The 12,173-nt window shown below is 35.7% G+C and carries 13 protein-coding genes; 9 read left to right on the forward strand and 4 right to left on the reverse strand.

Going from position 1 to position 12,173, the window contains the following annotated elements; all coding sequences use genetic code 11:
- The first annotated feature begins 14 nt into the window (after positions 1–14).
- Positions 15–176 (forward strand): hypothetical protein, encoded by a 162-nt coding sequence (locus U9966_RS06355; RefSeq protein ID WP_306347450.1) that lies wholly within the window; start codon positions 15–17, stop codon positions 174–176.
- 21 nt (positions 177–197) lie between these two features.
- Positions 198–1,316, forward strand: coding sequence for a hypothetical protein (locus U9966_RS06360; RefSeq protein ID WP_306347451.1), 1,119 nt, complete (start codon positions 198–200; stop codon positions 1,314–1,316).
- A gap of 693 nt (positions 1,317–2,009) precedes the next feature.
- Here U9966_RS06360 and U9966_RS06365 read toward each other — a convergent pair.
- Both U9966_RS06365 and U9966_RS06370 read right to left on the reverse strand, forming a co-directional pair.
- A complete protein-coding gene (locus tag U9966_RS06365) occupies positions 2,010–2,207 on the reverse strand; it encodes a hypothetical protein (RefSeq protein WP_306347452.1) in 198 nt (65 codons plus the stop codon).
- Positions 2,208–2,237: 30 nt separating this feature from the next.
- On the reverse strand, positions 2,238–2,714 hold the full coding sequence (locus tag U9966_RS06370; RefSeq protein ID WP_306347453.1) for a hypothetical protein: 477 nt from the start codon (positions 2,712–2,714) through the stop codon (positions 2,238–2,240).
- Positions 2,715–2,844: 130 nt separating this feature from the next.
- On the opposite strand from U9966_RS06370, the gene U9966_RS06375 reads away from it, so the two are divergent.
- Both U9966_RS06375 and U9966_RS06380 read left to right on the forward strand, forming a co-directional pair.
- A complete protein-coding gene (locus U9966_RS06375; RefSeq protein WP_306347869.1) occupies positions 2,845–3,207 on the forward strand; it encodes an IS630 transposase-related protein in 363 nt (120 codons plus the stop codon).
- Positions 3,110–3,685 carry an IS630 family transposase gene (locus tag U9966_RS06380; protein ID WP_322631687.1) on the forward strand — a complete coding sequence of 192 codons (576 nt, stop codon included), beginning with the start codon at positions 3,110–3,112 and terminating at the stop codon, positions 3,683–3,685. The genes U9966_RS06375 and U9966_RS06380 overlap by 98 nt, the downstream gene beginning before the upstream one ends.
- Here the strand turns inward: U9966_RS06380 and U9966_RS06385 are convergent.
- Positions 3,675–3,938, reverse strand: a complete 264-nt coding sequence (locus U9966_RS06385; protein ID WP_306347207.1) for a hypothetical protein — start codon at positions 3,936–3,938, stop codon at positions 3,675–3,677. The two genes, U9966_RS06380 and U9966_RS06385, sit on opposite strands and share 11 nt — an antisense overlap.
- A gap of 9 nt (positions 3,939–3,947) precedes the next feature.
- Positions 3,948–4,310 (reverse strand): hypothetical protein, encoded by a 363-nt coding sequence (locus U9966_RS06390; RefSeq protein WP_306347206.1) that lies wholly within the window; start codon positions 4,308–4,310, stop codon positions 3,948–3,950.
- 228 nt (positions 4,311–4,538) lie between these two features.
- Here U9966_RS06390 and mukF point away from each other — a divergent pair, with 228 nt between their 5' ends.
- The 5 genes from mukF to U9966_RS06415 all read left to right on the forward strand — a co-directional run bounded on the left by mukF (position 4,539) and on the right by U9966_RS06415 (position 12,162).
- Positions 4,539–5,873, forward strand: a complete 1,335-nt coding sequence (mukF, locus tag U9966_RS06395; protein ID WP_306347205.1) for a chromosome partition protein MukF — start codon at positions 4,539–4,541, stop codon at positions 5,871–5,873.
- Between the two features lie 99 nt (positions 5,874–5,972).
- Positions 5,973–6,314 (forward strand): DUF2853 family protein, encoded by a 342-nt coding sequence (locus tag U9966_RS06400; protein ID WP_306347204.1) that lies wholly within the window; start codon positions 5,973–5,975, stop codon positions 6,312–6,314.
- Between the two features lie 220 nt (positions 6,315–6,534).
- On the forward strand, positions 6,535–7,281 hold the full coding sequence (mukE, locus tag U9966_RS06405; RefSeq protein WP_306347203.1) for a chromosome partition protein MukE: 747 nt from the start codon (positions 6,535–6,537) through the stop codon (positions 7,279–7,281).
- Positions 7,281–11,789 carry a chromosome partition protein MukB gene (gene mukB, locus U9966_RS06410; RefSeq protein ID WP_407675168.1) on the forward strand — a complete coding sequence of 1,503 codons (4,509 nt, stop codon included), beginning with the start codon at positions 7,281–7,283 and terminating at the stop codon, positions 11,787–11,789. The genes mukE and mukB overlap by 1 nt, the downstream gene beginning before the upstream one ends.
- Before the next feature lie 130 nt (positions 11,790–11,919).
- The gene (locus U9966_RS06415; protein ID WP_322631688.1) at positions 11,920–12,162 is read left to right on the forward strand and encodes a hypothetical protein; all 243 of its coding nucleotides are present in this window, start codon (positions 11,920–11,922) and stop codon (positions 12,160–12,162) included.
- The last annotated feature ends 11 nt before the right edge of the window (positions 12,163–12,173 follow it).

Genomic DNA, 12,173 nt, shown 5'->3' on the forward strand with positions numbered 1-12,173 from the left:
GTTGTTTTGTTTTTATGAATAAATACATAACAAATGGTTATTTTGATATTTTAGTTAAAAATAAAATTACCAATAGAATGTGGTATCAAGATAAAACGAAAGATAAATGTGAAGAGAAAACACAAATTGACTTCAAAAATTCAGTAGTAAAATTTGTGCAAGGAATATACCAATAATTTATTAAAGAGAATAACCAAATGAAAAAAATAGCTATTTTATTGTTATCAGTATTGATACAAACAGCCTATGCCCAAGAGTTTATCCAGTTAATTGGATTGGAGACAGACAACTCGGGTTTTAGTGAAGGCAGTTATAGTGTGATGTATGACAATACGAATGATGATAAACAAAAAGTAAAATCTTATGTGCCACTTAAAACATTGGGTATTTATCGCAAGGATAATAAGGTACAGATTTTTAGTTTAGATTATTTATTAGTACCGACTAAAAAAGGGTTTTTATACGCAACAATGGGAGTAGAGGAAACAAAAATAAATCCAGCTGATTATGAGGAGTATTTATCTGAAGATGCATTAAAAGAGTATCAACTGGGTTCTTCTATCACTAAACCTAAATTCTTTAAAAATAAAAAACAACTCCTTACTTTTATGCAAAAACAAATGCCCACTTTTCAAGATGCGATCAGTATAGATTTTGAGAAAATCTCCTACCTTAATGCTAATTTTTATCTAACCACAGGGTTTGAATCAGAAGTGAATGGTAGTGCTTCTTGGTTTAATGCTATGGAAAAAACAGCGATTTATCCTTTGGATTGGCAAGGGAAATTATCCAATGAATTATTGGACTATGTTGATAACAATACAAAAAATAATGTTGTGATAAGAGCGATCTCTCAAGGAGCTTATGAGTCTATTGAGACAGACATCACCAAAGATTATGTATTACCTTGGGCGGGAAGTATTGATAACCATAAAGAGGTTTATTTTGATTTACAGATTGGTAATAATGGCGTGTATGTCGTACCAATGGTATTACTTAATGGTAATTCCTCTCGACGCTTTTTAGCTCCCACTCAACCTTTGTCTTTATATAGTAAAAAAGATTTTTATAAAACCAAGATACATAAAGCTTTAAAACTCACCCCTCCACAATGGAATCAAACCGATGATTTATGGCTCTTTAATTCACCTGATCAATCTACTTATATTATAATAGATAAAAATAAAAGGTTAGTTGTAAAGGACATCAAGTCTAATCAAATTTTAGCTTCTCAAAAAATAAATTTTAACAATATAATTATGTCTGAATTTGCTGTGGGTAATTATGCTCAAAAATGGAAAGAGCAGTTTGAGTAAGAATAAAATCTTATTTAAATTAACTGCATCGACTAATTTACTAAATAATTTTTTTTGAAAGATTCCCTCATTGTCTTCCACGTACCAAAACTCCCTGAAATCACATTTAATTTTACCAGGAATTTCATTCACATAAGTAAGAGGATCAAATCCCAAAATTTCTTCAAGCGTTTTTGTCATCATTTATTTCCTTTTTGTAAAGTTCGGGGTTTTGTTTTAATTACTTTTTTTATATAACATACTGATTTTTTGATGAAATTTGTAGAGGTGTAGCATACTACACCTCTACACAAAATATTTAAGTTAAACCAAGATTAAATGTATTGCTGGCATATCATCTTTGCTAATATATCTTTTATTAACAGCTTTTATACTACGAAAACTTGTCAGAATTATATTCTCCAAGCGGGTTGAAATTCAATCTTTTCAGATGGAAAGTCTTCTGGAAAGGCATCATAGCGAACTTCTTTACTCAGTAACAAATATAAAAAATCGACAAAATTATAGGGCGTATGTTGTGCTTCTAGAGAGCGGCATTCTATTATAGAAACTGTCCAATCATTGATATTTCCAGCCGTTTTCCAAAGTAAGTAATCGCCATTATCTGTTTGTCCAAAAGGATATAACCCATTCTTTTCAGGATATACATTAAAATTACAATAGTCAGGTTGCTCAATTTTGATAGACTGTAAATCATCGAGATATTAAATCTCGTGGAGTGAAATCATTTTTAGAAGCATAATTAAAAATACTTAAGAAAAAATCAATTTGCCCAGAACCATAAATAGAAATAAATTCAATATAATCATTGGGTAAGTTTATATTTATATCCATCTTGATATTTTCAACAGGATTATTGGGAATAGGTAAAATTTTGATTAATTTATTCATAATTTATTTTCTTTTTAATATGCCTTAATTTTATAAATTGGCAGAAATCAATATCCCTTCCTTACTTAAAACCGCATTAATTCGCTCTAGTTCTGATGATTCAACAAGCCATAAATAGTTTTGATTATCTAAATTTGTGATTTTTCCATTTTTGTTATCGGATAAAATCCATGCTTTTAATGTGAGTTGAGAAAGAGGAAAAATCAGATGATTATCGTTTAATATATTTATAGGATACACCATTCTTAATTGATTGAAATATAACGGCGTTTCATCAGTGCGAGAGGGGAGTTGATCGCCCCATTCATAAGGTGATTCATTGTTATATAGGGTTTCAACACCTAGCCCTAAAGCGTAGCTAAAAACCTCAGACATACTGCCATACAATTGGTAACCAATACCATATACAATATGGGTTTTATCTGAAATAGTGGTTAAAAAATGAATTATCTTTTCACTTTCTAGGGTTGAGATATTATCAAGAAACTGAATTTCGATATAATTCATCTCTTCCCCAACCTCGGATTGTTTGTCAAAAAACGCAAATCCCACATCCCATAATCTATCGGTTGAAGAATATAGCAAAAGTAAAATTATATGGCATAATATAAACTACCAACTGTTTAAGGTATAAAATATGAGCTATTCATTAGATTTCCGCCGAAAAGTATTTGAAATAAAGGCGAAGAAAGGTTTAACCTTTGAAGAAACAAGTCAATATTTTAATATTGGTATCAGAACGTTGTTCCGTTGGAAAAAGAAAATTGAGCCTTGTACAACTCGTAATAAGCCTGCAACAAAGATTGATATGGACGCATTACTCAAAGATGTTGAGTTATATCCTGATGCTTATCAGTATGAAAGAGCGGAACGTTTTGGTGTAACTCAAAGGGCAATTGGTTTTGCCCTTAAACGATTGGGTATTAGCTATAAAAAAAACACTAAAACATCCCAAAGCAAACGAAGATGCTCGTATCAAATTTCAGGAAAAAATGAATGATTTTTCTAAGCAAGGAAAAACAATTATTTACTTAGATGAAAGTGGCTTTGCAAAAGATATGCCTAGAACACATGGCTATTGTAGGAAAGGACAGCGATGTTATGGACATCAAGATTGGCATGCAAAAGGGCGAATTAATGTGATTGGTGCAATTATAGGTTTTACTTTTCTAACGGTATCCTTATTTGAAGGCAATATTAATTCAGACACGTTTTATGCTTGGCTAAAACAGGATTTATTACCTAAGGTGAAGCCTGATTCTGTTTTAGTGATGGATAATGCGACGTTTCATAAACGTCAGGATATGATAACAGCTATCCAAGATAAAGGTGTCATTTTAGAATTTCTTCCACCTTATAGTCCTGACTTGAATCCCATTGAAAAAAAGTGGGCTCAAGCCAAGTCTATTAGGAAGAAGTTAAGATGTGATGATATTAACTTTTTATTTCAGGAATATTTTAACTATGTCAAATTATAATACTTTGGCTATATAATAGTCTAAAATTATCAATCAGATTATTATCTATTTGATATTGCAACTCTTCTAAACTGGCTTCTATTTCAGACACTGTTTCACCTTGACTATCTGGAGAATGAGATTGCATATAAGAAATATGATTTGGAACGATATTGAATAGATTAAAAAAATGACGAGCAAATTGATAAATGGTTTTTATTGGAAGCGTATTTAAGTCATATAATGTAATGCCATTGATTTTTTGTTTCATCATTTTTCCTTTTTAGGCTAATTTTAAAAGAAAGTTATCTAAATTATCGCCTTCTAACTCAAAGCAACCAAAGTCCATATCATAATAATAGATTAGTCCGTAATTTTCTGCACCATATCCGATACAAAAAACTTGATTTCCCCCCATTGCAACAAGAAAGGGTAACAGGTTGTCTATTTCCATATAAGGTGCAAAATTAGTTAATACTGTTTCATATTCATCATCAGGAATTACTTCTGAAATCACAATTTTATCTTCTGGAATTTCTGTGTTTAAGTTTTTATAACAAGAAGTTAGCAATACTTTATTTTCAAGTAATACAGTATTATTTATTTTATCTTTTAGTAAGAGAGTAATTTTTTTGTAGTTGTCCATTGTGAACTCTTTTTTCATTTTTAGTTTTGATATTGTGCTATATTATCATTGTATCCCTATAAAACAAGCGGATAGATTAAATCGAAAATTAACAAATTTAATTCCTTAGGTAGACAGTGTATGCTCTGCAAATTTTCTTAAATGAGAACAAAAATTTTCCCTTTTTTGTTTGTGTTATTGTACAATAACCGTCACTTTTTATAATATACGAAATAATGAACAACCCCTATGCAAAATGAATTGGCACAGACACTTCCAGAACTGATTGATTGGACAAAATCACGAGAATTTTCACTTTCGTTATCAACAGAACGATTAGCCTTTCTTTTGGCGATTTCTATTTATAATAATGAACAGTCATTAGATGGTGAAATGCTTGAAAGTGATTTGGTTGATTTATTTCGTTATGTCTCTACCAGTTTTGAACAAGCAGAAAACACGCTGATACAACGTGCCAATAATGCAATCAATGATTTAGTTAAACAACGCTTTTTAAACCGTTTTAGTAGTGATTTTACGGAAGGATTATCTATTTATCGCTTAACGCCCTTAGGTGTTGGTGTCGCAGATTATTATGTACGTCAAAGAGAATTTTCAACTTTACGCTTATCTATCCAGCTTTCTATTGTTGCGGATGAAATAGAGCGAGCTTCAAATGCAGCAGAAGAAAATGGTGATGAACGTTTTTGGCGTAGTCAGGTTTTTGCACCTTTAAAATATTCTGTTGCTGAAATTTTTGATAGTATCGATCTTTCACAGCGGGCAATGGACGAAAATCAGCAACAAATTCGTGATCGTATCGCACAATTATTAAGTCAAAATTGGCACGAGGCGATTTCAAGTTGTGAACAACTGTTAGACGAAACATCGGTTAGCTTGCGAGAATTACAAGATACACTCAATGCCGCAGGGGATAAATTACAATCTCAGTTATTACGTATTCAAAGCTGTTTAATCGGACGAAATGATTTAGATTTTGTGGATAGCTTAATTGTCAATTTACAAAATAAATTAGACCGCATTATTAGTTGGGGACAGCAATCTATCGATCTTTGGATCGGTTACGATCGCCACGTGCATAAATTTATCCGAACAGCGATTGATATGGATAAAAATCGTGTGTTTGGGCAACGTTTACGCAAATCTATTCAAGGCTATTTTGATGATCCGTGGATGTTATATTTTGCCAAAGCAGAATCAATGCTCGATCTACGTGATGACGAACTCGCCTTTAATGAAGCGGATGCTGTAGGTGAATTACCAACAGAATTAGAATATGAATCGCTGTCTGACGTACAAGAGCAAATTATTGAACTAATGCAAGCTCACTTAATGCCTTATCGAGAGCAAGGTAAGCGGTTAGATTTAAGTGAGATTTTACGAGATCAATTGGCTAAATACCCAGAAAGCCGTCATTTTGATGTGGCTCGAATTATTGTGGATCAAGCGGTTAAATTAGGTATGGCAAGCGAAGACAGACAAGCCGTTTACCCACAATGGCAAGCCATCAACAATCAAGGTGCAGAAGTGCAAGCGAATATAATTGATGAATATAAAAATTAGCAAATAACGTAGAAACAGGGAATACCCTGTTTTTGCGAAATAATAAATAATATGCTATATTCAAAAAGCGTTTATTCCATAATCAAAAGAGGTAACAAAATGAGTAAATTAGACGAAAAATTCGAACTATACCGCAAAACATTAGTTGAAAAATGTAATGTAACACCTGATGAAGAATTGCTAAAAGGCGTGATCAAAGCAATGGGACCTTCAATCTACAACGCTGATGGCGAAATCGTAGCAATGAGCGACAAAGATGAAGTAACAACTTTAAAAGAAAATTTTGTTAAGAAAAAATTAGGTTTAACTGATGATGTTGAAGTTGAAAAAGTCGTTGATAAAGCTTTTGATACTATCGGTCGTTCAAACCCAAGAAAATATCGTGCAGTAGTATGTTATTTGATGGTGGTTGCATTAGGTAAAGAAGCATTATTTAAGTAAGTCATTCAAAAAGTAGTATATTAAATGCTCCTTTTTATACATTATAAAGCGGTAAGATTTTTGTAAAAATTTGCAAAGATCTTACCGCTTTTGTTTTTGTGATCAAATTGAAAAAGAATGCCAAAAAAACACGAAATTTTAATAGGTTTTTGGTATTATATGCAGAATTATGAAAGACAGGGTATGCCCTGTCTCTACAAAATAAATAAAGAGAACCACAATGACACAAAACATAGAAGACGTAATTTCAACTAAGTTAGCAATCGCTATTGCTAATCCTATTTTTCCTGAACTAGACAGCCAGTTACGAGCAGGGCGACATATTAGTATTGATTTGTTAGATCAACATAGTTTTTTGATGGATTATCAAGCGGAATTAGAGCAATTTTATCGCCGTTATAATGTGGAGCTAATTCGTGCACCTGAGGGCTTTTTCTATTTACGTCCAAAAGCGACAACTTTGATTGCTCGTAGTGTGATGAGTGAAATGGAGATGCTGGTGGGTAAGGTGCTTTGTTATCTTTATCTAAGCCCTGAACGTTTGGCACAGCAAGGGATTTTTAGTTTTGATGATGTTTATGATGAGTTATTAAACCTTGCAGATGAAACAAAATTATTAAAAGCGGTGAATCCACGTTCGACAGGTTCTGATTTAGATAAAGCGAAATTATTAGAAAAAGTCAGTGGGGCTTTACGTCGTTTAATGCGTATTGGAATGATTACTCGTGTTGGTGATCAAAATAGCAAAAAATTTGTAATTTCAGAGTCAGTATTCCGTTTTGGTGCTGATGTTCGCAGTGGCGATGATCCACGTGAAGCACAACTTCGCTTAATTCGTGATGGAGAAGGTACAACCCCACAAGAATTAGAAAAACAAGCACAAGCGGTGGTTTTTGATCAAGAAAATGCAGATGATGAAGATGAGCAGTTTGATGAAATTGAACAAGATTTAGGTAAGGAAGAATAATGACTGAACAACAATTTGAATTACAAGTAGAACAACAAGAATTGCAAAAAACAGTAGAAATCACACCGCTTGCTTCTCCTATTGTAGATAAGCCTGTCGTAACTAAAAAAGAAAGCATTGCACGAGGAAAATTTATTTCTTTAACCTTAATTAACTGGAACGGTTTTTTTGCACGTACTTTTGATTTAGATGATTTAGTGACCACGCTTTCAGGCGGAAACGGTGCGGGTAAATCCACCACAATGGCAGGTTTTGTTACGGCGTTAATTCCAGATTTAACTTTGTTAAACTTCCGTAATACCACAGAGGCAGGCTCAACAGCAGGCTCTCGTGATAAAGGCTTACACGGTAAATTGAAATCAGGCGTGTGTTATGCAGTGTTAGAAAGTGAAAACTCTCGCAAACAGCGTATTATTTCAGGGGTGCGTTTGCAACAAGTGGCTGGACGAGATAAGAAAGTGGATATTCGTCCATTTTCATTGCAAAATTTACCGACTGAGCAGTCTATTATTAGCATTTTAACGGAAAAAGTGGCTGATCGTAGTGCGAGAGTATTAGCGTTAAATGAGTTAAAAGAGAAATGTGAAAGTACCGAAATTCAGTTCAAACAATATAATTCAATTACCGATTATCACAGCTTTTTATTTGATTTAGGCGTGTTACCAAAACGTTTAAGATCGGCATCGGATCGTAGCAAATTCTATAAATTGATTGAGGCGTCCCTTTATGGTGGGATTTCAGGGGCGATTACAAAATCATTACGTGAATATTTATTGCCTGAAAATACAGGGGTTCGCCAAGCCTTCCAAGATATGGAATCGGCATTGCGTGAAAACCGTATGACGTTAGAGGCGATCAAGGTAACGCAATCTGATCGTGATATGTTCAAAAAACTGATTACAGAAAGTACCAACTATGTGTCTGCGGATTATATGCGTAATGCGAATGAGCGTCGTGGTAATGTTGAAAATGTGTTGGCACAGCGTAAAAACTGGCAAGAAGTAAAAGCGAAAATTGAGTTATCACAAACGCAATTAGTGGAATATAGCCGTGAAGTCAGTGAAATTGCGGAAACGGAAAGCCATTTAGAGGCAGAATTTAATAGTGCGACCGATCATCTAAATTTAGTGATGAATGCACTACGTCATCAAGAAAAAGTAGAACGCTATCAAGATGAAGTCAATGATTTAGTTGAGAAAATCGAAGAACAGCAAATGGCAATGGAAGAGCTTTCTGAACAAGTGGAAAGTTCGCAATTTAGAGCCGAAGAATCCGAAGAAGTAGTGGAAGATTTACGCTCACAACTCGCTGATTATCAACAAGCCTTAGACGCCCAACAAACACGGGCATTGCAATATCAACAGGCAGTCCAAGCCCTTGAAAAAGCAAAACAAGTGTGTGGCTTGCCAAATTTAGATTTACACAATATTCAAGATTATGCGGTTGAATTTGAAGCCCAAGCGGAAGAATTAACGGATAAAGTGTTTGAATTAGAACAGCGTTTATCGGTGTCAGAAATTGCCAAAGAGCAGTTTGATAAAGCCTATGATTTGGTTTGTAAAATTTCAGGAAAAATTGACCGCTCGGAAGCGTGGAATGAAGCGAAAGCGTTATTATCGGTTTACCCAAATCAAAAATCACAAGCAAATCAAGCGGTGAGTTTACGCCAAAAATTAAATGAATTAGAACGTAAATTACAGCAACAACAAAATGCTGAGCGTTTGTTAAAAGAATTTAATCACAAAGCTCAAACAGACTTTACCACAGCCGAAGAGTTAGAAAGCTATTTTGAAGAGCAACAAGCGAGCTTAGAAGATATTGAGGCGGAACTTGGCGAAGTGGTGGAAGTACGTTCAACGCAACGTCAGCAGTTAGAACAACTTAACCAACAATATCAAAAACTAACTCAAACTGCACCAGCGTGGCATACTGCACAATCAGCATTAGAGCGTTTACAAGAACAATGCGACAGAGAATTTGAGGCAAGTCAGCAGGTTATGACCTTTATGCAAGACACCTTAAATTCAGAGCGTGAAATAACCTTAGAGCGTGATAAATTAGCCAGAAAATCAGATCGTTTAGAAGGGCAAATTACCCGTTTGAGCCAGCCTGATGGTTCAGAAGATCCACGCTTAAATCAACTTGCCGAGCGTTTTGGTGGTGTGTTGCTTTCAGAATTATACGAAGATGTGTCTATTGATGATGCCCCTTATTTCTCCGCCCTTTATGGCGAAGCACGTCACGCAATCGTGGTGCGAGATTTAGAAAGTGTGAAATCACAATTAGAGCAGTTAGATGATTGCCCTGATGATCTTTATTTAATTGAGGGCGATCCAAGTTCATTTGATGATGATGTATTTGAAGCGACCGAATTAGGCGATGGTGTGGTGGTGCAAGTTTCAAACCGTCAATGGCGTTATTCAAAATTCCCACAAGTGCCATTATTTGGACGTGCAGCCCGTGAGAAACAGCTCGAATTATTAAAAGCTGAACAGGAAGAAATTACCGAACAGCACGCAAAATGTGCTTTTGAAGTGCAAAAATGTCAGCGTTTATATCAACATTTAAGCCAGTTTGTAGGGACTCATTTAAGTCTTGCCTTTGAAGTTAATCCTGAACAAGCAATGCAAGAAATTGCGACACAACGTGCTGAAATTGAACGTGAATTAAGTCAAATCAGCGGTAATGAGCAACAATTACGCCATAAACGTGATAATTGTAAAGAGCAGTTGCAACTTCTTAATAAAGCTTTACCACAGGTTGAATTATTAGCAGACGAAACTTTAATTGATCGTGCAGAAGAGTGCAAAGAGCAGTTATTAGAGGCACAAGAAGATGAGCAATTTATCCGTCAATTTGGGCAATATTTAGCACAATTAGAACCGATTGCAACCGCTTTACAAAGTGATCCGACTAAATTTGAACAGCTTGAAGCAGAATATAAGCGGTCTGTTTCTGATCAAAAATTACGAAAACAGCAAGTGTTCTGTTTGTCTGATGTAATGAACCGACGTTTGCATTTTAGCTATGAAGATTCAACCCAAGAGGGTTCAGAATTAACCGAACAGTTGCGTGTGCGTTTAGAAAATGCGCAACGTGAACGTGAACAAGCAAAAGCACAATTTAGACAAGCGCAAACACAATATACACAATATAATCAAGTGCTTACGTCATTACGCAGTTCTTATGAGGCGAAAAATGAAATGCTTGTAGAATTAGTGCGTGAAATTGATGAATTAGGTTTACGAGGCGATACAGAAGCTGAAGCTCGTGCAAGAACACAACGTGATGAATTGCAACAACGTTTAAGTCAGCAACGTAGCCGTAAGAGTTATTTAGAAAAACAATTAGCTGTAATTGAGGCTGATATGGATAATCTAAATCGTGCGGTACGCAAGGCTGAGCGTGATTATAAAGTATTGCGTGAACAAGTGGTGCAAGCGAAAGTGAGCTGGTGCGTGGTAATGCGTTTATCTCGCAACAGTGATGTTGAAAAACGCTTGAACCGTCGTGAATTGGCGTATATGTCATCGGAAGAATTACGTTCAATTTCGGATAAAGCCTTAGGGGCGTTACGTATTGCGGTGGCGGATAATGAATATCTGCGTGATAGCTTGCGAGCCTCAGAAGATAATCGTAAACCTGAAAATAAAGTGGCATTCTTTATTGCGGTTTATCAGCATTTACGTGAGCGAATTCGTCAAGATATTATCAAAACGGACGATCCGATTGACGCCATTGAACAAATGGAAATTGAACTTTCTCGTTTAACCAGTGAATTGACAAATCGTGAGAAAAAATTAGCGATCAGTTCGGAAAGTGTGGCAAATATTTTACGCAAAACCATTCAACGTGAACAAAACCGTATTTTACAACTTAATCAAGGGCTACAAAATATTACTTTTGGACAGGTTAAAGGGGTGCGTTTGGTGGTAAATATTCGTGATACCCACGCTATTTTACTTAACGCATTATCGACCGAAAAAGAGAACCACAAAGATTTATTTGAAAGCGAAAAACTTGGTTTCTCTGAGGCATTGGCGATGTTGTATAAACGTGTAAATCCACACCTTGAACTTGGACAACGCACCGCACAAACGATTGGCGAAGAATTGTTGGATTACCGTAACTATCTTGACCTTGATGTTGAAACCTATCGTGGTGCAGATGGTTGGATGAAAGCCCAAAGTAGCTCACTTTCAACAGGGGAGGCGATTGGTACAGGTATGTCAATCTTGTTAATGGTGGTACAAAGTTGGGAAGAAGAATCTCGCCGTATGCGTGCCAAAGATATTCTCCCTTGTCGCTTATTATTCTTAGATGAAGCGGCTCGACTTGACGCAAAATCTATCAACACCTTATTTGAATTGTGTGACCGTTTAGATATGCAATTACTGATCGCCGCCCCTGAAAATATCAGCCCAGAACAGGGAACGACTTATAAATTGGTACGTAAAATTGCGAATAATCAAGAGTATGTTCACGTGGTTGGATTGAAAGGATTTTAAGTTTAATTATTACTTACGTAAGGGCGGATTGAATGAGCATAGCGAATGGAATATCCGCCCGCAAAACAAATCAAAATTTGTTAATTCGCTCCGAAATAATTCATTGACTTTAATTTCAAAGGGAAACAAAATGCTATCAGCACAGCACAGCACAGCACAGCACAGCACAGCACAGCACAGCACAGCACAGCACAGCACAGCACAGCACAGCACAGCACAGCACAGCACAGCACAGCACAGCACAGCACAGCACAGCACAGCACAGCACAGCACAGCACAGCACAGCACAGCACAGCACAGCACAGCACAGCACAGCACAGCACAGCACAGCACAGCACAGCACAGCACAGCACAGCACAGCACAGCACAGTAACAGCTAGCCTA

Source organism: Pasteurella atlantica (assembly GCF_963693435.1).
Taxonomy (GTDB): domain Bacteria; phylum Pseudomonadota; class Gammaproteobacteria; order Enterobacterales; family Pasteurellaceae; genus Phocoenobacter; species Phocoenobacter atlanticus.

Bases quoted from the DNA above. Each gene is read 5' to 3' on its own strand.
- U9966_RS06400 (WP_306347204.1), top strand. From the start codon at position 5,973: ATGAGTAAATTAGACGAAAAATTCGAACTATACCGCAAAACATTAGTT.
- U9966_RS06415 (WP_322631688.1), top strand. From the start codon at position 11,920: ATGCTATCAGCACAGCACAGCACAGCACAGCACAGCACAGCACAGCAC.
- U9966_RS06365 (WP_306347452.1), bottom strand. From the start codon at position 2,207: ATGAATAAATTAATCAAAATTTTACCTATTCCCAATAATCCTGTTGAA.
- U9966_RS06355 (WP_306347450.1), top strand. From the start codon at position 15: ATGAATAAATACATAACAAATGGTTATTTTGATATTTTAGTTAAAAAT.
- U9966_RS06385 (WP_306347207.1), bottom strand. From the start codon at position 3,938: ATGATGAAACAAAAAATCAATGGCATTACATTATATGACTTAAATACG.
- U9966_RS06360 (WP_306347451.1), top strand. From the start codon at position 198: ATGAAAAAAATAGCTATTTTATTGTTATCAGTATTGATACAAACAGCC.
- U9966_RS06370 (WP_306347453.1), bottom strand. From the start codon at position 2,714: ATGAATTATATCGAAATTCAGTTTCTTGATAATATCTCAACCCTAGAA.
- U9966_RS06390 (WP_306347206.1), bottom strand. From the start codon at position 4,310: ATGGACAACTACAAAAAAATTACTCTCTTACTAAAAGATAAAATAAAT.
- U9966_RS06375 (WP_306347869.1), top strand. From the start codon at position 2,845: ATGAGCTATTCATTAGATTTCCGCCGAAAAGTATTTGAAATAAAGGCG.
- mukB (WP_407675168.1), top strand. From the start codon at position 7,281: ATGACTGAACAACAATTTGAATTACAAGTAGAACAACAAGAATTGCAA.
- mukE (WP_306347203.1), top strand. From the start codon at position 6,535: ATGACACAAAACATAGAAGACGTAATTTCAACTAAGTTAGCAATCGCT.
- mukF (WP_306347205.1), top strand. From the start codon at position 4,539: ATGCAAAATGAATTGGCACAGACACTTCCAGAACTGATTGATTGGACA.